17 protein-coding genes are annotated in these 21,553 nt (G+C 42.8%); 9 read left to right on the top strand and 8 right to left on the bottom strand.

Annotated features, from left to right (window positions below; all coding sequences use genetic code 11):
* Window positions 1-88: 88 nt before the first annotated feature.
* The 6 genes from MNQ98_RS01790 to MNQ98_RS01765 all read left to right on the top strand — a co-directional run bounded on the left by MNQ98_RS01790 (window position 89) and on the right by MNQ98_RS01765 (window position 10,323).
* Window positions 89-1,999 (top strand): beta-N-acetylhexosaminidase, encoded by a 1,911-nt coding sequence (locus MNQ98_RS01790; RefSeq protein WP_241931640.1) that lies wholly within the window; start codon window positions 89-91, stop codon window positions 1,997-1,999.
* Window positions 2,000-2,325: 326 nt separating this feature from the next.
* Window positions 2,326-4,512 (top strand): AraC family transcriptional regulator, encoded by a 2,187-nt coding sequence (locus tag MNQ98_RS01785; protein WP_241931639.1) that lies wholly within the window; start codon window positions 2,326-2,328, stop codon window positions 4,510-4,512.
* A gap of 176 nt (window positions 4,513-4,688) precedes the next feature.
* Window positions 4,689-5,624: an ABC transporter permease gene (locus tag MNQ98_RS01780; protein ID WP_241931638.1), complete on the top strand. Its 936-nt coding sequence runs from the start codon at window positions 4,689-4,691 to the stop codon at window positions 5,622-5,624.
* Window positions 5,625-5,636: 12 nt separating this feature from the next.
* On the top strand, window positions 5,637-6,503 hold the full coding sequence (locus MNQ98_RS01775) for a carbohydrate ABC transporter permease (protein WP_241931637.1): 867 nt from the start codon (window positions 5,637-5,639) through the stop codon (window positions 6,501-6,503).
* 32 nt (window positions 6,504-6,535) lie between these two features.
* A complete protein-coding gene (locus tag MNQ98_RS01770; protein ID WP_241931636.1) occupies window positions 6,536-8,092 on the top strand; it encodes an ABC transporter substrate-binding protein in 1,557 nt (518 codons plus the stop codon).
* A gap of 41 nt (window positions 8,093-8,133) precedes the next feature.
* Complete coding sequence (locus MNQ98_RS01765) at window positions 8,134-10,323, top strand: DUF4855 domain-containing protein (protein WP_241931635.1); 2,190 nt, start codon at window positions 8,134-8,136, stop codon at window positions 10,321-10,323.
* Window positions 10,324-10,475: 152 nt separating this feature from the next.
* Here MNQ98_RS01765 and MNQ98_RS01760 read toward each other — a convergent pair whose 3' ends face one another.
* From MNQ98_RS01760 to MNQ98_RS01750, 3 genes are read right to left on the bottom strand one after another with little or no spacing between them, the layout of a single operon-like run.
* Complete coding sequence (locus tag MNQ98_RS01760; RefSeq protein WP_241931634.1) at window positions 10,476-11,138, bottom strand: response regulator; 663 nt, start codon at window positions 11,136-11,138, stop codon at window positions 10,476-10,478.
* Window positions 11,107-12,570, bottom strand: coding sequence for a sensor histidine kinase (locus tag MNQ98_RS01755; protein WP_241931633.1), 1,464 nt, complete (start codon window positions 12,568-12,570; stop codon window positions 11,107-11,109). Before MNQ98_RS01755 ends, MNQ98_RS01760 begins: the two co-directional genes overlap by 32 nt.
* Window positions 12,567-13,487 (bottom strand): substrate-binding domain-containing protein, encoded by a 921-nt coding sequence (locus MNQ98_RS01750; RefSeq protein WP_241931632.1) that lies wholly within the window; start codon window positions 13,485-13,487, stop codon window positions 12,567-12,569. The genes MNQ98_RS01755 and MNQ98_RS01750 overlap by 4 nt, the downstream gene beginning before the upstream one ends.
* 338 nt (window positions 13,488-13,825) lie before the next feature.
* Between MNQ98_RS01750 and pgtP the strand changes: the two genes are divergently transcribed.
* Together pgtP and MNQ98_RS01740 are read left to right on the top strand one after the other, a co-directional pair.
* The gene (gene pgtP / locus MNQ98_RS01745) at window positions 13,826-15,196 is read left to right on the top strand and encodes a phosphoglycerate transporter PgtP (RefSeq protein ID WP_241931631.1); all 1,371 of its coding nucleotides are present in this window, start codon (window positions 13,826-13,828) and stop codon (window positions 15,194-15,196) included.
* Between the two features lie 230 nt (window positions 15,197-15,426).
* Window positions 15,427-16,335, top strand: coding sequence for an EamA family transporter (locus tag MNQ98_RS01740; protein ID WP_241931630.1), 909 nt, complete (start codon window positions 15,427-15,429; stop codon window positions 16,333-16,335).
* 87 nt (window positions 16,336-16,422) lie between these two features.
* On the opposite strand, the gene MNQ98_RS01735 is transcribed toward MNQ98_RS01740, so the two are convergent.
* Window positions 16,423-17,376 (bottom strand): alpha/beta fold hydrolase, encoded by a 954-nt coding sequence (locus tag MNQ98_RS01735; RefSeq protein WP_241931629.1) that lies wholly within the window; start codon window positions 17,374-17,376, stop codon window positions 16,423-16,425.
* Window positions 17,377-17,469: 93 nt separating this feature from the next.
* Window positions 17,470-17,859, bottom strand: coding sequence for an iron chaperone (locus MNQ98_RS01730; RefSeq protein ID WP_241931628.1), 390 nt, complete (start codon window positions 17,857-17,859; stop codon window positions 17,470-17,472).
* Between the two features lie 135 nt (window positions 17,860-17,994).
* Here MNQ98_RS01730 and MNQ98_RS01725 point away from each other — a divergent pair, with 135 nt between their 5' ends.
* Window positions 17,995-18,963, top strand: coding sequence for an alpha/beta fold hydrolase (locus tag MNQ98_RS01725; RefSeq protein ID WP_241931627.1), 969 nt, complete (start codon window positions 17,995-17,997; stop codon window positions 18,961-18,963).
* 51 nt (window positions 18,964-19,014) lie between these two features.
* On the opposite strand, the gene MNQ98_RS01720 is transcribed toward MNQ98_RS01725, so the two are convergent.
* Genes MNQ98_RS01720 through MNQ98_RS01710 form a run of 3 tightly spaced genes read right to left on the bottom strand, consistent with a single transcriptional unit; the run spans window position 19,015 to window position 21,546 of the window.
* Entirely contained in the window at window positions 19,015-19,620 is a 606-nt protein-coding gene (locus MNQ98_RS01720) for a response regulator transcription factor (RefSeq protein ID WP_241931626.1), read from the bottom strand.
* Window positions 19,621-20,802 (bottom strand): sensor histidine kinase, encoded by a 1,182-nt coding sequence (locus MNQ98_RS01715; protein ID WP_241931625.1) that lies wholly within the window; start codon window positions 20,800-20,802, stop codon window positions 19,621-19,623. It lies immediately after the preceding gene.
* The gene (locus MNQ98_RS01710) at window positions 20,803-21,546 is read right to left on the bottom strand and encodes an ABC transporter permease (protein ID WP_241931624.1); all 744 of its coding nucleotides are present in this window, start codon (window positions 21,544-21,546) and stop codon (window positions 20,803-20,805) included.
* Window positions 21,547-21,553: the final 7 nt, after the last annotated feature.

Raw genomic sequence — 21,553 nt, 5'->3', positions numbered from 1 at the left:
TGTTTTCCCTATAGTATTAGAATAAGATTAAACATTATAATGTTATTATGTTTCCTTCACAAAATCATGAATGCAGGAGGGATTTTATATGAAGTTACGTTTTGAGGGCGATGTTACGGATATCATGCCCGGTGTACAATTACTGTTGCACGAGCTTGGTGTTGACTTACAGGAGGATGGAATACCCGTTCACATAGGATCGTCGGAAGGTGATCTGGAAGTCGGTCGCGAGCAGGACCACGCTTACATTCGTTACGGAAGGAAGCATCAATTTTTCCGAGGGTTTGGCTTACTCATTCAACATAGCCGCAAGAGCCATACCTTTCATATTAGAGAAAAGCAGCAATTTGACCAGGTTGGACCCATGTTCGATCTGTCCCGCAACGCGGTACTTACGGTGGACAGCTTTAAATTCATGTTGAATAAAATGGCTTTAATGGGAATGAACACCGTTATGTTATATATGGAAGATACATACGAAATCGAAGGGGATCCTTATTTCGGATACATGCGAGGTCGTTACACACAAGAAGAGCTAAAAGAAATTGACGATTATGCCGACCTATTCGGCATTGAGGCTTTTCCAAGCATCCAAACCCTCGCGCATCTGGAGGAATTCCTGAAATGGGAGCCGATCAAGCATTACCGTGATACGAAAGGCGCCCTGCTGGTCGGAAGCGAACAGACGGATTCTCTGATTGAGCGGATGATCGAGGCAGCAAGTGCACCGTTCCGCAGCAAGAAGATTCATGTCGGAATGGACGAAGCGGAGGAACTCGGGCGGGGTAAATACTTGGACCTCAACGGTTACGAGAGCCGTTTTAATATTATGATTGCGCATTTAGATAAGGTACTGGAAGCCGTTCGTAAGCGTGGTCTGAAACCTATGATGTGGAGCGATATGTTCTTGAAGCTCGCTTCCGGAAACGGCGACGAGTATTACGATAAGGAAACCTCCATTCCTGAGGACATGGCTCGCCGTATCCCCAAAGACGTTGATATGGTGTATTGGGACTACGTCCATATGGAGCCAGAGGATTACGAGAAGGTGATTGCCAATCACCGACCGCTCGGCTGCAATCTGGTATTCGCGGGAGCGGTGTGGATTTTCAACACGTTCGGCGTGAACTACGGACTATCCTTGAACGCTTCGGATGTCGCATTGCAAGTATGCAAGCAGGAAGGCATCCGCGAGGTGTACGCGACCATGTGGGGAGACGACGGCAATGAGGGAAATCCGTTCGCTGCGCTGCTTGGTTTGCAGCTCTATGCCGAACACGCTTACTCGGAACAAAAACCAACGCAAGCTCAGCTAGCGGAGCGAGTTAAATTCTGTACGGGAATTGAGATGGATACATTCCTGCAGCTGAAGGATCTGGACGAAATCCCTGGGCAGGAGCCAAACAACGCCAAACAAAGCAACCCTTCGAAATTTTTGCTGTACCAAGATGTGCTCCTTGGGTTGTTCGACAAGCAAATTGAAGGTCTGAGTCTAGCAGACCACTATGCCGAGTTAGAGCAAAGAATACGTGAAAAACGCGACAACGACGCAGAGCTTGATTATCTGTTTGAAATGCCGGAGAAGCTTAGCGCCGTGTTGAAACGCAAAAGCGAGATCGGTATCTTATTAAAGCAAGCCTATGACGCTAATGATACCGATTCACTGAGACATATAGGAACGAACGTACTGCCCGCCATTTCGAAAGCAGTTCAAGAACTACGTGCCGCACACCGATCGCAGTGGCTTCGGATGTTCAAGCCCTTCGGCTGGGAAGTGATCGACATTCGCTATGGTGGTGTCATCAACCGTTTGGATACCGCATCAGTCAGAATTCTTGACTATGTAAAGGGACGAATTACGAGCATCGAAGAACTGGAGCAGGAACGTTTAGTGTACAGCACAACGAACCGCTTCAACCATAAAGGTGTCGGATGGTGCAGTCATTATTACCGTATGGCCTCGCCAAACGTGTTTTATCATGTTCTGAATCCTTTTTAAGTGATATAAGTGAAGCGATAAAAAAATGCACTTACCTATTCTAGGTAAGTGCATTTTTTGTGTTCTTATGATACCTACCTTGCCTCTCCCAGCTCCGGCAAGCGGAGGCGTAACGATTCTCACAACATACAAAAGAGGCTTTCCAGATCATTAAGAAGATCAAGCAGACCAAAGAGTGTGCCGAGCTCTAGATAATAAGCGATTAGACAATTGAGAACTTGACAGGCGAACGAGAACTAGGCAAAAACAAGGGGATTAGGTTATGATAGAACCCAAAATTGTATACAGTTTCCTGTCAAAGTAGAAGGGGGAGCGACATTCAGCTTATGTTCAAATCAACGTATTTGCGCATTTTTTTGTGGAGCTGCATCTTGATTACCGTCATTATCATCCCGTTTTCCTTATTTCTGGTTCAGCGGTTCTCAGATTATGCCTCCTCCCAGCTTGGATATATCAACCGAGACAGAATAGAGGAAACATTAGACCGTACGGAATTCATCCTGGCTAAACTGAAGTGGTACGGCTTGAACATGTATGAGGATCAGACGATTCAGAACTGGATATATTCCCAAGAGGATGATCCCTTACTGGATGCCGCAGCCCTTCAGACATTGTCAAAGTATTTATCAAAGGAGTCCTTTTTTGAAGGCGCTTACTTATTTAATATGCGCAGGGAAAAAGTGATGGATTTCAATGTTGGTCTCCTTCCATTCGACGAATTTACAGATAGGACTATTTTGGAGCGGGTTAAGCAGAAGGACCCGTTCTTATTGCGGTATTTTTACCATGAGACAGGGGGCAAATCATATATATCCTTGATGATTCCGCCTTCTTATGTCAAGAAGGAACAGTATGGATATTTGGTCGTGCTATTAAATAAACATGTGCTGCAGAACTATCTTATTTCAGGGGAAGGCGATACGGAGCATCAGGTGACACTCATAGATCGTTCTGGGCAGACGATTTTGGGTCAGATGGATGAAGGAATGATGACTAGCGTGATGAATTCGAGAACAGACGCCAAGAAGAGTTCCTTCGAGCTGAAAGTAAATGGACAGACTGCATACGTGAATTATGCCGACTTAGATTCTCAAGATTGGACGATTTATTCCCTGTCCAGCATGCAACAGTTCCGTACTCAGGTGACTTCCTTCCAACAGACGATCGTATTATGCTCGATTCTACTGCTCATCTTGTTGCTGCTGGCTGTACTCTGGAACTCACATATCTTCTTCAAGCCATTTCGAGTCCTTGCGACTCAAATCCATGGCAAGCTCGGTATTCGAGGCAAGAGTGACATTGACGCCATTCAACAAAGCGTTGTTCTACTGCGAGATCACTCCCCTCTGATCAAGACAGAATATTTACGGCGATGGATATTGCAGGGCAGATTGAGCGACAACGCAAGAGAGGCTCTTTCCCATGAATCAAGGATACTCAATTACGAATGGATAAGGCTGTCCGTTGTCAAAATAGATGCTTTCTACGAAACTACAGAGCGTTACGATTTCACCTCCCAGAGACTGTTGAAATATGCAATTGGCAACATTGCGGAAGAGCTGCTCGGCAATAAGGATCGCTCAAGCGAGGTTGTGGATTTCGGCGGTGACCACCTGCTCCTCCTAATAGGTGTTGCCGATCATGCGGCCGACTTGACTGAAGAGTTGAGCCAACTGAGCCGTATGGTGACACGCTATGTTCAGCTCAACATAACCGTTGCATGCAGCACAGCAAAGCATGTTCGTGATGATCTGCGGGCGGTATACGACGACTTACGAGAATTGACGTTGTTCAAATTCGTAAGCGGGGATGACAAAATATATACCGAGCAAGAATATGAGCGCTACGCAGATTTACAATACCAACCGGATGACACCTTGCAGGACCTCCTCATTCAGTCAATCCGTAGCGGCAAGGATGAGCAATCCTTTAATTTGCTGGAACAATGGTTTATAAGGCTGCAAGCGATGAAATACTCCGAATGTCAATTCCAGCTGAAATTGATGCTCTTCTCCTTCGTCAAATCATTTAGCCAGCTTACCACCGTACATCATGTAGAGGGAATTGAAAGTCACTTAAAAAAATTCGCAAAACTTGAAGACATACACCTGTGGATGAAACATGAGATTGCTCGAATCATCTCTCTGCTCGGTGACCAGAAAAGCTTGAACCGCAAAGGGAAGATCGTAGATGAAATTATTGAATATATTCGATATCACATTCACGATCCAAGGCTGTCTGTCGAGAATATTGCCGATCACATTGCACTGTCAGCCAAGTATGTACGTCAGTTGTTTCTTGACCAATACGGTATGTCATTATCCAATTATATTTTGAATTTGCGTATCGAGAAAGTGAAGGAATTGCTTCAACAATCGGACATGAGCGTTGCTGAAATTTCGCAGCAGGCAGGATTTCAGACGAAGAGTCATTTTTTTACGGCATTCAAGAAAGCGACTGGAGTGACACCGGCCCAATATCGTTATCAGCAGATCAATGGAGCGAGTGGCTGATTACCAAGCTTTATAAATGAGTACAGAACCTGACTGGAATAATGATTACCCGTGCAGAAGCCATATAAGAACCTTTTTCGACCACTGAGAACTATCCAAGGTTGCTGAACCACTGCTACGATAACCATGTTGAACGACACATACATCACATTGATTGATCGTGAGGAGGTGAATTATTGAGGAGTAGTAAAGGAAGGAATAATGGATTTATCCATGAGATCGTGAAAAATCGGTACTTGTATTTGCTTGCACTTCCAGGCATGTTGTTCCTGCTTATATTTGCGTATACCCCTATGCTTGGGCATTTGCTTGCCTTCCAGAACTATCGTCTCTCTGACGGACTGTTTGGCAGCGAATGGGTGGGATTTAAAAATTTCGAGTTTTTCTTTATGGGTAAGGACTGGCTGCGTGTTACATGGAACACCGTGTTCTTGAACGGGTTGTTTCTGGTGTTCGGTATAGGTACTGCGGTAGTGCTCTCCGTCCTATTAAATGAAGTTACCAACAAGTGGTTCAAGAAAACGGCACAGTCCTTTGTATTTTTGCCGTACTTCATCTCATGGCTTGTCGTCAGCATGATGGTACAGACGATGTTTAGCTCGTCCGAAGGGATGCTGAACCAAGCGTTGGTCGCTCTTGGATACGAAGGAGTGGACTGGTACCTAACTCCGAGTGTATGGCCGTTTATTTTGACGTTCGTATATGTCTGGAAAATAGCTGGGTATAACTCGATTATCTTCCTGGCCTCCATAACGAGTATTTCATCAGAGTATTATGAGTGCGCCAAAATTGAAGGGGCCAGCCGCTTGCAGCAAATCATTTACATTACTCTTCCACTGCTGCGCCCAATCATTATTGTTTTGACGCTGCTTGGTATCGGACGGATTTTCTATGGAGATTTCGGCATGATCTATGCCCTCATCGGAGACGTTGGCGTATTGTTCCCAACTACAGATGTTATCGATACGTATGCGTATCGTGCGTTGCGGCAAATGGGCAATTTCAGTATGTCCTCCGCGATCATCCTCTATCAGTCATTTATGGGGCTTATCACAGTTATTCTATTTAATTGGCTTGCACGCAAGGTCGATTCAGATTCTAGATTGTTCTAAGGTGTGATTAGAATGCGGGAGCGATTGTTCCTTGGCGTTGTTTACGTGCTATTAATCGGGTTTGCGTTGATCTGCTTCATCCCCTTTTGGATTGTGCTGATTAACTCTTTTGCAGACGAGTCGGTTATTCAAACCTCCGGGTATCAGTTATTTCCGACATCGTTTAGCCTAGATGCCTACACCTTTCTATTGTCAGGGGAGCAGGTATTCCGAAGCTATGGTGTCACATTATTCGTTACGATTGCAGGAACGGTGCTTGGCGTCACCCTTACAGCAACCTATGCATATGTTCTAAGTCATCCGAAGGTGAAGTATCGTCACGTACTCTCGTTCTTAACCTTTCTAACGATGCTGTTCGGTGCAGGGCTTGTCGGGTTTTATATGCTAATCGCCAACTGGCTACATCTCAAAGACTCCTTATGGGCGCTTATTCTCCCCTACTTGCTCAACCCGTTCTATGCGTTCATTCTCGTTTCCTACTATCGCTCCTTGCCCTACGAGATGAATGAAGCCGCAACGGTGGACGGGGCGAATGACATTCATATCTTCTTTCGTGTCATATGGCCTGTCTCATTGCCGGTTATCGCTACAGTTGCACTGTTCTATGCATTGCAATATTGGAATGACTGGTACTTGTCACTTCTCTTTATTGATAATTACAAGATGCATCCGCTACAAATTATGATCCGCCAGCTGATGTCCAACTTGAATGCGATGTCTTACGTGGGTGGGAGTCAGACGGACTACAACATTATGATTCCGACATATGGCATGCAGCTAGCCATTGTATGTATTACGATTGGACCGATTGTTCTCGTGTATCCTTTCGTGCAGAAATATTTTATTAAGGGTATGACGCTGGGGTCGGTCAAAGGGTAATTCCAGATCACTTATTCAGGGGGAGCGAAGAAATGAGAATGAAACGTTGGCTTACCTTCTCACTTGTGCTGCTGTTGTCATTATCTCTGGCCGTAGGTTGCTCGAAAGCGCCGAATGATACGCCAGCACCAGAATCATCTAAGGGAAATCAAACAGAAAAGGAAGGCACTAAATTGGAACCGGTTACACTGAAAATCATGATTCCAGGAGATCGTCCACCAGATATGGATGAGGTTATCGCAGAAGCTGAACAACGGATGAAGGATACGATCAATGTCAAGTTAGACATTGTGTTCGTACCATGGGCTGACTTGGGTCAGAAGACACAAGTGACGCTTGCTTCTGGGGAAAATATCGACCTTATCTTCGATGCGCCGTGGCTTCACATTAATCAAATGATCGCAGATGGGTTCTATGAACCACTGGACGACTTGCTCGCGCAATACGGTAAGGCCGTGCTGGAGAAGCGTCCGCAACAAATGTGGGATGCGAACAAGTATAACGACAAGATTATGGCTGTACCGCTTGGTGTCGTCTACATGTCGGGTAACTCCTATGTCGTACGCAAAGACATACGCGAGAAGTTAGGGATACCTCCTATCAAAACGTACGAAGATTTAATTAATTTTGCTTATAAGGTGAAGGAAAAAGAGCTGGGCATCGCGCCATTTACAGCGGGAGGAACGTCGGGATTGCAGCAGTCATCCATTGTAGCCCAACGCAGCTTGAACGATTATGATACGCATGTCCGCTACACACATGCGCTCGGAAGCAGTCTGACGCTGTATTATAAGAATAATGACGGTAAGGTATATAACCTGTTTGAGGGTCCTGAACCAGTGTTGTCTTGGTTGAAGGATGCCAGACAGTTGTATAATGACGGGATCGTATATAAAGACATTTTGACAGCCAAGGATTTCTTGCAGCCATTCATGAGCGGCAAAGCTGCGATCGTCACGAAGGGATCGTTCGGTACGGGCCTTACCTTTGACCAGCAGTTCAAAAACAATGTCCCAAATGGGGATTTGGAAACCGTCACATTTTTTGATAAAACCAAGGGCGCCAATATGACCAACTTCAAGCAGTGGAATTTCCTCGCTGTGCCGAAGGTAAGCAAAAACAAGGAACGCGCAGTGATGTTCATGAACTGGGCAAATGAGAAGGAAAACTACGATTTGCTGTCCTACGGCATTCAAGGGAAGCACTGGGAGCCTGTTGGCGATAACGAAGTAAAGCTGCTCGATACAAAAGGATACTGGGGATTTGGATATGTATGGGTATGGAACCCGATAGATGAACGTTCAGATGTCGACCGGGATAAGCGTAATGACGAATATGAAGCTGTATTGCGCGATGCTGATAGCTTTACGAAGGATGTTCTTACAGGATTCGAATTCGACTCTTCAGCCGTGCAGAACGACCTCAGTCAATACAATACGGTAGAGGCCAAGTATTACCCTGCATTGTTTAATGGCGTTCTCAATCCAGAAGAGACATTGAAGAAGTTCGAAGCAGAAGCCGGGCCTTCACTCAAGCGTATACAAGAGGAATTGCAGAAGCAAATCGATGCTTTCATGGCCAACAAGTAGACGTTAATGGTCAGTCAAATAATCAATGAAGGGTGGGATGAATGATGAGAAAGAAATACATGTCCGCGCTGTTATCGCTCTTCTTAATGCTGCTTACTGTTGCACCGGTATATGGGGAAACAACAGCGAGCTATGAACAAATCGAGCAGACAGTGCCTGAAGAAGGAATGCCGATAGGAGAATCTGATGAAACTAGTGTGACCGAAGAGGATGATGAAGCAGAAGAGTTTGAAAAGGCTGAGGAACCGGGTAAGTTTGAAGAGGTCGATGGAATTAATGATGTAGATGGAATTGACGAGGGCGAAGACACCGAAGGCTTGATGAGCAAAAAGGCTCCGAAAAAGCTGAAGAACTTGGCCCATGGTCTCAACTACCAGTTGTCAGAGCCTCCAAGTCCAGACTACCCTGATGAGGGTGGCCAGTTAACGGATGGTATCAAGGCAGAAGCTAGCTTCCAAGATACGAACTGGGTAGGATTTTTCAAGGGGCATCTCAAGGAAGTTGTGTTCGATTTAGGAGAAGCAAAGTCAATTGCATCGATTAATACGCAGTTTTTACAAGAGTCATCTTCCAGCATCTTCTTCCCTGTCACAGTCAGCTTTTATGTGTCCAATGATGGTCAGAGCTGGTCAACGTTGAACCATGTCGGCAGTAAAAAGCGCTTATGGCAGCAAGCACCTCCGAATATACAGCAATATTCCTGGAATGGAGAAACGGACGGCTTCCGAAATGTCAAAGGTAAAGGAACGATGGCGTATGCTCGATATGTAAAAGTACAGTTCATGGCGGATTGGTTCAAGTTCATCGATGAGGTCGAGATATGGGGTTACGATGGCAAGCAGAAGCATGCCAAGAAGCTCCCACCAGATAAATTGTCCTATCTTCAACCAGGGTCGAAAACAGCAGGCATTCATGATCTTGTACTCATTCCAAATGGATACTATCCAAACAACTTGGGAGATTGGAGTAGGGAGGATTACATTCCGTACGTTGCCTATGTCGATAAGAACGGGAACCCTGTCGATTGGATGATCGATGGCTATTTGATGGCACCTTATCGGACTCCAGATTGGCGGGCTTTCAACTCAATATACCCTCCATCGAATAAGCAGGATTGGGGATGGCTCTTGAATAAGACGTTCGACCAAGGTGGAGACGTTGATAACCTGAACGAAGCTGTAAAGGAAATCGGCCAGAAGCTGAATCAACCTGGACATAAAGTAAAACTAGTAATGACGATTCCAACGGCATCGGAATTGCAAACTGATTTTGGTGATGTAGATGGCGATGGTGTTTCCGAGAACTTTAACTCGGCAAGTGCAGGTGCGGATCTAGCGTTCGATAATAAGAAGAAAGCAATTAAGTGGTTCGTTGATGAAGTAATGAACAAATGGGAGAGCGCCAACTTCAGTAATATAGAGCTGGTCGGCTTGTATTGGAATGACGAGTTCATCGAAATAGAAGCGCCTTATACCGAAGAAATTGTGACGTGGACGAGTGAATTGACTCACAAGGTAGGCAAAAAGCTATTCTGGATTCCATACTTCCATGGCGGCCAGCCGTTCGATTGGAAGAAGCTCGGGCTCGATAATGCGGCCTTGCAGCCAAATCATTTTTTCGACGGCACGGATAAGTCTCGGGTTGACGATGCGGCGATATTAAGCAAGACGTTTAATATGGCTGTTGAGATGGAGTTTGACGATCGTATGATAGGGAGCAATAACTATGCACAAAGGTTCCTTGATTATTTAAACGGCGGTGTGGAGCATGGTTATATGAATGCTTACAGAGCTTGGTATCAAGGAAACACGACGATCCTGAACTTGGCGTACAACAAGAGTCCGCAAGTGCGTCAATACTATGATTACTTGTACGAATATATAAAAGGCACCTTTACAACGAAAGAACTCATCCCTTATCGTTATCCTACGGAATTGAAAATAAATGATTTGTCTATTCCGATCCAACACAGCAATGAACCTCGTGAGTTAGGAAAAGTCGTGTATTATGACAACGCATATGGTGATTCCACCCGATCGAATGAGTGGGGAATGGAATTCACCATAGTAGACGGAGTCGTTACTAACATAATTGATTATCCTGAGCGAAATTCGGCGATTCCTCCGAACAACGGCTATGTTATCTCGATTCATATGGACAGTCCATTCTATGATCCGGTTAAGAATAATGTGAAGATAGGTGATCGGGTGGAACTCGTTTATCCTAATTAACAATTATAGGGACAGACTGAACGCAGCTGCTCAATGATCTTTTTTTGCATGAGGCACAACCGCCCGCCAGAACGATGATATCCATCATTCTGACGGGCGGTTTGCTGTTGTATTCATTGTCATGTTCGTAATCTGGGGCGAATCTAGAAAGATTAATCTTCACTCAACAGATTGTATTTTATTGCATATTCTACAAGTTCACTTTTTTTAGTCAGATTCAATTTATTCATCATTCTCGTCTTATGGGTATCCACCGTCTTGATACTAATTAATAGCTGTTGTGCAGTTTCAACTAACGTATACCCTCTTACAAGATAGCTTAGTACTTCTCGTTCACGGTCGCTCAAAATAACAAAAGGGCTGTTATCCTCTACGGCTTGCGGCGCTTTATGAAGCACCGATGCAATCAATGTTTGTGTATCTTGTGGTCGAAGATACACATAGCCGCTCTGAACCGTATCAATGGCTGTATATAACTCTTCATCAACTGCCACCTTTGGAATATATCCGACTGCACCTTCTTTCATAATAGTTGTTATATAATCCTCATCTTCATGCATCGTAAGTACGATAACTTTTGCGTGTGCGTGACAGGCCTTGATTTTTTTGAGCACCTCTATTCCATCCATGTGCGGCATACTAATATCGAGAATTAAAATATGTGGTCTAAGCTCTTCGTATAACCGAAGAGCTTCAATGCCATTTGAAGCTTCACCTACCACTTTATTGGCTGGCTTCTTCTGCAGCAGCAGCTTTAAACCGGACCTAAGCAACGCATGATCATCAGCAATCAATATAGTTATGGTTTGTTCCATCATTACACCCTTTATTTAATATTAGCGGTATCGAAACGACGATCTCAGTTCCTCCGGTACTTATTGGATATATGAAGAAAGATCCTCCAAGCAGCTCCGCTCTCTCTTTCATACCGTATATACCGATACGATTGTGCTGACGGGCCAACTCAAAGTCGTCTCGCTGAATTCCGCAGCCGTTGTCCCTTATTATCAAGGTAACCGACTGCTTGAGAATCTCCATGTTTATAGATATTCGAGTTGCAGCCGAATGCTTAGCAACATTCGTCATGCCTTCTTGCAGAATACGATACATCGCTACAGCAATATGTCCTTCAATACCAATATCCTCTTCATCTGGTGTGAATAGTTCCACTTCAATATGATATTTCTCCTCATATTTCTTCACAAATTTTTTAATCGCGGGTACTAATCCCATATCGTCCAATATCGGCGGCCTTAACTCTACAGCCAAATCTCTAATTTCCCGCAAAATACTCGCCGCAGTATCTCTGCTAGCGTTAAGCAATTCCTGCTGCTCGGCGTCTTTCGCTTCATTCGACAAAATTCGCATCGTGACCATTAAGGATGCAAGTGCTTGGCTTGTCTCATCATGAAGTTCCCTCGATATTCTCTTCTTCTCATCTTCCTGGGCGGACAGTAACTTCAGAATCAACTTGTCCCGGAGATGTTCTTTCGCTTGAAGCTCTTTCAGCAGTAATTCAACTTCAGCGTTAGAATTAATTAATTTATCAGCCATTTCATTAAAGGCATTACCTAATCTACCTACTTCATCGCTATTCGTTATACTTGCACGCATCGTCAGATTACCAGCTGATATACCTGTAGCAACCGCAACCAGATTGTTTATGGGTCTCGTAATGAAGCGAGTCATATAATACGTAATTATCGCTGTGATTACACAGATGAACAGCGTTACATAAAGCAGTGCCTTCATCTTTATGTTGATGTAAGTCTGAGCCTTCGTATCCGTCATGCCAACACGAACAAACCCTACATCGCCCTCCTCGATCGGCATAAGTACATCATAGATTGTTCCTTCATCAGACATCAGTGTTGCAACCTGTAATGTATGACCACTCTCAGGTGTATGCGCTTGTATGATTCCCTTAGGCAAGTGTCCTTCAAAGGTATCCCCTACCACATCATGACTACTATTAATAATTAATATATATCGAACATCATCATTCGTAAGTTGTGCTTGTGAGATCAGCTGATGAATCGAGTATTGTTCATCCATAAGGATGTAGTCCGAGCTTAACGATGCAATACTATGTGCTACACTAATGCCCCGCTTCTTAAGCTCATCTGTCATGATCGTATGAAGCGAATCCCAAATGATCCATCCTAAAGCGGAGGCAAGAAAAATCAAAGAAGCGATAATAACTCCAAATATTTTTTGATTGATATTCATTTTCTTCATTAATTTCATAAGCCGTCCCTAACGTTCGTTGCCTTGCTGTTTTCAGTTTCAAAGTATTTCGCATCGAAAGGAACATAGCGATCAATAAATAATCCTTCCAAAGCCTGCTTCATATCAGATTGTTTATGCATAGTAAAAAAGCTGCTCATAATTATCTTTTTCTCTTCCTCAGAAATACTGTTGTTGATAACAACAGGGCCTGTTCCAAGAGGCTTTGACTTATCCAAAATACGCAAAGAGGCAACGGACTCCGGATCTTTGGCCTTGGCTTGTTCATAGATCGAGCTGCTGAGTGCTGAAGCATCAACGACTCGATTACGAACTGCATTAAGTGACTTTTCATGATTGTAAGTATACGTGTATCCGCTGAAAAAATGTTCCGGCGTCTCACCAAATTCAGCTAATTTCTCACTTAAAAATAGGTAGCTGGAATTACTGGATGGATCAGCAATAGCTACGCTTTTCCCTTTCAACTGGCTAATATTCGTAATATTGCTGTCTTGATTGACGACAAGGTAACCATAGTAGTATGGAACTCCCATTCGCTCCTGCATTGCAATCGCTTCAATTCCTTCAACTTGATTATAGGTTACATATGCACCTGATGAAAATAAGGCGATGTCAGCGCCACCATTCATCATGAGCATGCCGATCTCATTATAGCTCTTACGTTGAATGAGGATCGCTGGCCTATCAAGCTGTTTACCGATATAATCAGCGATCTTTCGATAATGCTTAATCGTCTCGCTTGGTGACAGCACGCTTGAAATGGCTACACGCACTGGTGGCAGCTCCTCTTTCTCCGTACTGGCAGGTACAGGCTCTACCTCAGAAAATACGATATTAATGTCGGAATGGCTACTTGAGCATCCTGATGCAAGTAATGATATCAGCAAGATCAATAGCACGTTTGAAAGCCCTTTCATATTTTCCTCCGTTCTTTGTAGGATACATCCTCTGGCAAGCCTATATACTTGTCCAAATCTGACTCTAGTATAGTACAAATTCTAAATACGCTCTATGAACTTGTTAATTATTTACCTGTCATGTGATATATTACTGAATTTTTTATATGTTATTGTCGTTTTTTCTGACACGACTTCCAAATAATCTTACATAAAATCAGAACTTCGCTGATAGTTTGCAAGAACAAACAAGTTGATAATTAAACCAGTGGCATACGCTACTCCACTGGAGAGGTTGTGATCGTAACGATACTTTGCAACGACTATTAATGAAAACACTATCATGAAGGAGAAATTGTATGATTTCCTTTTTAAAACCCAAAGTAGCTACCTCTAAGGTAGCGCCTCAGGACGTCCAAAAAACATACATGCGCTATCGAATGCAGTCGCTAATAGGTGTGTTTTTTGGTTACATGGCATACTATGTCGTACGTAGTAACTTTTCATTGTCAACACCTTATCTAAAAGAGGCACTTAACCTATCTTCTACAGAAGTTGGTTTGTTAACCAGTTGCATGCTCATTGCATATGGCATAAGCAAAGGTCTTATGAGTAGTCTTGCAGATAAAGCTGATCCCAAAAAGTATATGGCATTAGGCCTTCTCTTGTGTGCCCTTGTTAACATCATGTTGGGGTTCACAACAGGGTTCTGGATGTTTGCCATTCTCGTTGTGTTGCTAGGTGTGTTCCAAGGTATGGGGGTTGGACCTTCTTTTATTACCCTCTCGAATTGGTTCCCTCATAAGATGAAAGGTCGAATTGTTGCAGTATGGAATATATCGCATAACATCGGCGCTGGGATCGTAGCGCCAATCGTTGGTGTCGGTTTTGCTATGTTGGGACCAGATCATTGGCAAGCTGCAAGCTATCAGGTACCAGCTGCGATTGCCATCGTATTTGCCCTAGTTATATTGGCCTTTACTAAAGGCTCCCCAGTAAGCGAAGGTTTGCCTCCGTTGAGTGAGATTGTTGAGGATGAAAAAGAAATAAATATTAAGGCTAAAGGTAATGTACAAGCTCCAGAAAATCTGAATGCTTGGCAAATCTTTAAGAACTATGTCCTGTTTAATAAGAATGCTTGGTACGTATCACTGATGGACGTATTCGTATACATGGTTCGATTCGGTATCATTAGCTGGCTGCCTATCTATTTGATGACTGTTAAAGGATTCTCCAAAGAAGAGATGGGTGTTGCTTTCTTATTCTTCGAGTGGGCCGCTATTCCTTCCACTCTCTTGGTAGGCTATTTATCTGATAAGCTGTTCAAAGGATATCGTATGCCTCCTGCAATTATTGCAATGGTACTCATCTTCTTCTGTATCATTGGTTACTGGCAAAGTGGTTCTTTGTTCACAACAACTATTTTCGCTGCAACTATTGGATGTTTAATTTACGTACCACAATTCTTGGCTTCTGTACAAACGTTAGAAGTCGTACCTCCATTCGCTGTTGGTTCTGCAGTAGGCTTGCGCGGATTCCTGAGCTATATTCTTGGAGCATCGCTCGGTACTACTCTGTTCGGTGTGCTAGTTGATAATGTTGGTTGGAATGGTGGGTTCTACTTGCTACTTTCCGCTTCTGTACTGTGTGTAGTATTCTGTGTCCTCCTTCATAAAGGAGTAAAAGAAATGGAAAAATATAATGATGAACAAGAGCAATTAGCAACATAAAGTTTTACTTCTTCTTATATGTATTAGGCCCGCAGGCATGGTTACTATTAGATAAAAAAGTGACCCGCTTGCGGGTCACTTTTTTGTTTTTCAAATTACAGACAGTACTCTACAATGGTGATAAATACCATAACCAAATGATCAATTGTATTCTAAACTATTTATTCGTGCCAAGATCGTATGCAGGGATCAATTTGATCTAATTTAATCTACAACAAGGAGTACTGTTCATGTGGTTTTTATTTGCTTTATTAACAGCCTTCGCTTGGGGAGGTGCGGATCTATTTTATAAAAAAGGCAGTGATAGTAATGACCGATTCAGCCATATTAAAATCGTCATTATGGTAGGCTTGGTTATGGGAATTCACGCCACAGCTTATATGCTCATCCAGGGAATAAACTTTGATCCCACAGATATGATTCGCTATTTCCCTGTATCTGCACTCTACATCTTGTCGATGACGATCGGTTATATCGGTTTGAGATATATTGAGCTTTCCATTGCGTCTCCCGTGCAAAATTCTTCCGGAGCCATTACGGCCATACTATTGTTCATCTTTTTCACCCACGAACTGAACATCATTGAAATATTGGGTGTGACTATTGTTACCTTTGGCGTAATTGGAATTGCTATCTTGGAAAAAAATTCGGAACGCGAATCACTCCGGATCAGTTCAACACAGATTGATAAAAAATATCAAATCGGCTTTATGGCCATCTTTTTCCCGATTTTATACAGCTTAATCGATGGACTCGGAACCTTTGCCGATGCAGTTTACTTGGACGAGTTGAAACTGATCAGTGAAGATGCAGCCCTGCTCGCTTATGAGTTCACCTTTTTCATTTGTGCCGTATTGGCATTTACATACCTGAAGTTTATTAAAAAAGAGCCGTTCAACCTCTTCAAAGAACGTGTCAAAGGATATGCTGCCATCTTTGAAACAACCGGGCAGTTCTTCTATGTGTTCGCCATGTCCAGCAACGCCATTATCGCAGCACCCCTTATTGCTTCCTACAGCATTTTTTCGGTCATCTTATCCCGAATATTCCTCAAAGAGCGGCTGAGCAAGGTGCAATATACCGTTATTATCGTTGTAATTCTGGGGATTGCATTGTTAGGGATTGCTGATGAGCTTTGATAGGATGGGAAATGAAAGAAAAAAGACACCTCATATGGTGTCTTTTTTATAGCCAGAAGTCGAACCCCTGTATTACCTACTGAATGTTCAGATACTCTCTATAAATTTCATGCTTTCTTCCACAATGATTTCAGGTTCGTAGTCATGAATATAATGACCACTATCCAAAATCATATATTTTCCATCCTTTGCAGCTCCAACGTACTCCATTAAAAGATTTTTCCAATCATCTAATGGCACTTCTTTTCCATTCGATATAAAGAAGTACATCGGCACATTGGGGATACCGCCCTCTGATACTTTTTGGGCATTGTTTAGGATCATCTTAACTTCTTCATTCATATTTGATGTTTGTGTTTTTTCATAAAATATCGCTCGGTAAATATTCTTTTCTTGTTCTGATAAATGATTTTCTTGTATTGCAGCAGAAGAATTAACTATGGACGGAAAAAAACGAGTAATGCCGATCCGAGCAGCAAAACTTGTGATTCCCATCGTGAAATCTGATGGCAGAGGAAATTTTTCATATGCTGCTGGAATAGCAGGGTCAAGTCCCATGATAGCAGTTACTTCTTCAGGATATTTTTGTGCCCAATATAGAGCCTCGATACCAGACATTGAATGTGGATATAGAATATAAGGTGCTTGTTCACCTGCTAATGATAAAGCAGTCCTAGTCTCTTCTAATATAGTATCTATATCACGAGAGACAGCTGCCGTTTCGCTATAACCATAACCCGCCTTTTCTACGACTACAACTCTATATTGGTTAGACAATTTAGAATACAGCCCTTTGAAATCTAACACTGGAGAGGAAGTGCCGCCACCTGACATAAAGACTAGAGTTTTAGCACCGCTTCCCTCCGTATATACGTGCATTTGGTGGTTATTCACATTCACCATAGTTCCTATTGGAGAAAGTATTGCCGACTCTTTCTTCAATTGAATTCTATGATTGATAAAACTAATTGCAATGATTAAGAGCAAGATACATATGACAACTATAAAAATAATTCTAATCTTCCCCAGTACTTTTTCCATTTTGATCCTCCAGAAAATGCTAGCCTTAGCTTTTTAATATAATTTATATTTCTAATCTACAACTATAAAAACATTCCTTCTACCGCAATACAATCATTTCTTCTTTTTTAATTTACCTTCAGCTTTTTCTATATTCTCAGCAACTCTAAATTGAACGATTTTTCTTATTAATTCATAAGGCAGCGGCTTGTCTATAGGAAATTGTACGGACCCTTTTGCCCCTTTATATTTAGATAATTCATGTTTAAATGCATTAATCCCACTTGGGGCTGGATAAAATCCAATATGATTTTTATAAGCGGCAAAATGCACCAGATTTCCATGCAGCACAAAAGTAGGCATTTGATAGGTTATCTTTTCCTTTGCATCTGGTGCCGACTCTTTAATAACTTTTCTTAATGTTTCAAGTATTGCCTGAACCTCATGAGGAAATTGTGAAATATAATCATCCATTGACTCATACGTAATTTTATTTCCTTCCATGACTTCTCCTTTCATAAACCTTAGTTAGTATTCCTATTTTCATCTCATCCTTATATTTCTAATCATACCAGATATCTCCCTGCTTCTAGATAAATAAGCGGGACCTTAATAACTGGCATCAGTACGGTTGAAAAGTTGAATATTGGCGGGATTGAGCAAACCATTTTATTACAAGCTGAACATATCGACAAACCCGTACTTCTATTTATTCATGGAGGCCCAAGCATGCCGCTGCCAGGGGTAAGCTGTAGATCTCGGGATTACACGGTGGCAACTTGCACTAAGGAACTTATTAAACATTATGTACTTGTATTTTGGGACCAGAGAGGAACAGGAAAGTCATATCATCCAAGCATCCCTAAGGAATCAATGAATCTCTCTCAGTTTATTTCTGACGCAGAAGAGCTTGTCGATTATCTCAGGAGCCGTTTTAATCAACATAAAATATTCATTGCTGCACATTCCTGGGGAAGCGTGATCGGATTATCCCTTGTAGCAAAAATCCCTGATAAATTGCATGCTTACGCAGGAATTTCTCAGATTGTAGATTGGCCTGAAAACGACCGACTTTGTCGGGAATGGGCAATAAACGAAGCAAAAAAGAGAGGTAACAAAAAAGCTGTTGCTGAATTAACCCTATTAGGAGAACCACCTTACACGAAAAGCTTAAAGCAATGGGGACAATTACGAAAATGGCTAATGAAATACAATTCCATGATCTATACAGATAAAGAAATTCATCATCCTCGTCTTATAGACGCTATGAAGATTATGCTTTATTCGCCTGATTATACTCTGAAGGACATTTACAATTCATTTTATAAAGGCTTCATGTTTTCTTACACACAGCAAATGATCGAAGATTTTTCGACAGTCAATTTTTTAAATACCGTAAAAAATACCGATATACCTATCTACTTTATTCATGGACGAAAAGATGTTCATGTATACGGCAGCCTAATTCAGAAATACTTTGATCAATTGTATTCCACGACAACAAAAGAGTTATTCTGGGTCGAGAAGTCATCGCATATGTTTCATCCTGACGACGCCAAAAAGATTGAAAATATACTGATAAGTATGCAAGAGGTGATAAATAGCTAATACATAAGAAAACCCAGCCCTTATGTGGACTGGGTATATGTATGAACCTTATTAATCCAACCATCCCTTGTTACGCGCGATATCAATCGCTTCAATTCGCGTATTCGCACTAAGCTTCCCAATCGCTTCCGACATATAGTTGCGCACGGTTCCGTAGGATAGGAACAACTGCGCACCAATTTCTTGAAGTGTTAATCCTTGAGCAGCCAACTTCATAACTTCACGCTCACGAGCTGATAGTGGACATTGATCCTCCCATACCGCAAGAGATAACTCCGCATTAATAACGCGCTTCCCCTGATAGACCTGGCGGATTGCATCAGATATTTCCTCACTGCCAGTATCTTTAAGCATGTATCCATATACGCCTGACTGCATAGCTCGCTGAAAATATCCGGGGCGCGCGAACGTGGTTAGGATAATTACACGACACGTAGCTTTAGTATTCTGGATCCATTCCGCAACATCCAACCCTGTTTTTAACGGCATTTCTATATCCAATACAGCGATATCTGGCTGATGTTGCTGTATTAAAGATATCGCCTCTTCTCCATTTTCGGCCTCTCCGACGACTTCAATATCATCTTCTAATGAAAGTAGGGTTACTAATGCTCCCCGTAATAACCGTTGATCTTCTCCCAGAATAATTCGAATCATTTATATTGTACCTACTCTCTCATCACGTATAGTTCGGGGGATATGTATCGTTATTTCAGTTCCTTTGCCTGAGGATGAAGACACCGAGATGCGACCATCTACAAGGACAAGCCGTTGCCGTAATCCAGCCATACCATTACTGCTGGTAGAGACTTGTTCCGGATCTATCCCAATGCCATCATCACTAACGGATACACGGACTTCCCCTTCTTGAATATCTAAATGAACTTTACAGCTTTCTGCTCGACTATGGCGAACCACATTCGTTATGAGCTCACGAAAACACATCGCTAAAATCGTCTCCTGCAGCGGTGTTAACGGTAGAGAAATGTTCTCTATAACATCTCGTTCTACATATGCGGTTGGACTAGGGTCCGATACCGATCGATAGTTGAACTCCATAGGAATACCCGCTGCTGAACAAAGTGAAATTGCGTGATGAGATTCATCGACGAAATACGCTACTTTCATCTCCGTGACCAATTCACGCATTTGCTTCAAAGCGGCACGCGCCGTTTCTCGTATTTCACTCGCTTCTCGTGCAGCCTTCTCGGGTTGACGTTTAACCAGCTTCTCTACGACTTCCCCTTTTAATGCGATTAAAGATAACGTATGTCCCAGTGTATCGTGTAATTCACGCGCAATCCGCTGTCGTTCTTCCTGTTGCGCCATGCGTTCCACTTGAACGGTTGCCGCTTCAAGTCGCTCTGCCATCTGCTTATATTGCATGGAAGCTCGAATTATAAATGGCATAACTGAAACGCCAAATAAGGGAGGCAGCAAACCGATCCACAATTCTGGACCTGCATGACCAACGTATGGAACAACAATCGCTCCCATTCCTATGGCGAATAAGATGGATATGGAGATCAGGATCGGCAATTTTTGTTTGCTGAGCGAATTCGCGATTAGAAATCCAACAAATGTATACATCGGGTGAAATACAGCACCTAATATCAAGGTAATGGCCACCTGAACTATGATGATGTGCAGAGCCCACTTGGAAGTATAGTAGAATTGTCGAAAGAGTATAACGAACAATCCAAGCAGCACAAAACCTAACCACTGCATCGATGTTGGTTCTCGAAGTAGAAAATAGATAGGTATTAATAAATTGGTTAGTAAAATGTAAGGGGCGGCCCCTTCCGATTCCGGAAACAGCCGCCAAGTTACTCGATTCAATTACACCGCTTCCCGTCTGTTAAAAATATACACTGATAGTACCATACATGCGAGAGCACAGCCCATCAAAATTATGAAATCAATACTTGCTGGAGCATTTCCAGCAACCATATTCCACGCTCCATTCGCGTAACGGTGCGAAGGAAGCCATTCTCCGATCGATTGCATCCACTTCGGCAGTGAGCTTAGCGGCATCCACAATCCACCCATGATCGCAAGTGCCATCTGCAGCATATTCGCAATCGCCATCGTTGTATTCGCATTCTTCAGAGTTCCTAACAAAGCGCCTATGGCAAGGAAAGGTAGGCTTCCAATCCATAACCACAACCCGCAAGTGATCCATTGACCTGTCGTAAGTTGTATATCATATACCAAACCAGCGGACAAAAAGATAAATATGATAACGATCAGTTGAATAGCCATTTGTGCAACAAGTTTGCTGCCAATCCAGACGGCCGGAGAAAGTGGAGTTAAACGAAGCAGTCCCACCCATCCATCTTGATGCTCAAACGATAAACGAATACCAAATTGACTCACCGCTGTACCGATCAAGCTGAATGCGGTCATGGACATGAGCGAGAATACACCCCAAGTTGTCGATTGAATCGATTTATCCGCTCCGTTCAGACTAGCAAATAAAAAATAGAATGCTAGCGGCATTGCAATGGAGAACAGTAAGAAAAATGGGCTACGGATGATTCGTAGACTTTCTGCTTTGGTCTGAGCAATGAACATATTTAACATGATAAGG

This window comes from Paenibacillus sp. N3/727 (genome assembly GCF_022637315.1).
Lineage (GTDB): Bacteria > Bacillota > Bacilli > Paenibacillales > Paenibacillaceae > Paenibacillus_AQ > Paenibacillus_AQ uliginis.
The sequence above is the reverse complement of the archived record's forward strand: the minus strand, read 5'-3'. Positions and strand labels throughout refer to the sequence as shown.

Bases quoted from the DNA above. Each gene is read 5' to 3' on its own strand.
- MNQ98_RS01790 (WP_241931640.1), top strand. From the start codon at position 89: ATGAAGTTACGTTTTGAGGGCGATGTTACGGATATCATGCCCGGTGTA.
- MNQ98_RS01785 (WP_241931639.1), top strand. From the start codon at position 2,326: ATGTTCAAATCAACGTATTTGCGCATTTTTTTGTGGAGCTGCATCTTG.
- MNQ98_RS01775 (WP_241931637.1), top strand. From the start codon at position 5,637: ATGCGGGAGCGATTGTTCCTTGGCGTTGTTTACGTGCTATTAATCGGG.
- MNQ98_RS01770 (WP_241931636.1), top strand. From the start codon at position 6,536: ATGAGAATGAAACGTTGGCTTACCTTCTCACTTGTGCTGCTGTTGTCA.
- MNQ98_RS01765 (WP_241931635.1), top strand. From the start codon at position 8,134: ATGATGAGAAAGAAATACATGTCCGCGCTGTTATCGCTCTTCTTAATG.
- MNQ98_RS01760 (WP_241931634.1), bottom strand. From the start codon at position 11,138: ATGGAACAAACCATAACTATATTGATTGCTGATGATCATGCGTTGCTT.
- MNQ98_RS01755 (WP_241931633.1), bottom strand. From the start codon at position 12,570: ATGAAATTAATGAAGAAAATGAATATCAATCAAAAAATATTTGGAGTT.
- MNQ98_RS01750 (WP_241931632.1), bottom strand. From the start codon at position 13,487: ATGAAAGGGCTTTCAAACGTGCTATTGATCTTGCTGATATCATTACTT.
- pgtP (WP_241931631.1), top strand. From the start codon at position 13,826: ATGATTTCCTTTTTAAAACCCAAAGTAGCTACCTCTAAGGTAGCGCCT.
- MNQ98_RS01740 (WP_241931630.1), top strand. From the start codon at position 15,427: ATGTGGTTTTTATTTGCTTTATTAACAGCCTTCGCTTGGGGAGGTGCG.
- MNQ98_RS01735 (WP_241931629.1), bottom strand. From the start codon at position 17,376: ATGGAAAAAGTACTGGGGAAGATTAGAATTATTTTTATAGTTGTCATA.
- MNQ98_RS01730 (WP_241931628.1), bottom strand. From the start codon at position 17,859: ATGGAAGGAAATAAAATTACGTATGAGTCAATGGATGATTATATTTCA.
- MNQ98_RS01720 (WP_241931626.1), bottom strand. From the start codon at position 19,620: ATGATTCGAATTATTCTGGGAGAAGATCAACGGTTATTACGGGGAGCA.
- MNQ98_RS01710 (WP_241931624.1), bottom strand. From the start codon at position 21,546: ATGTTAAATATGTTCATTGCTCAGACCAAAGCAGAAAGTCTACGAATC.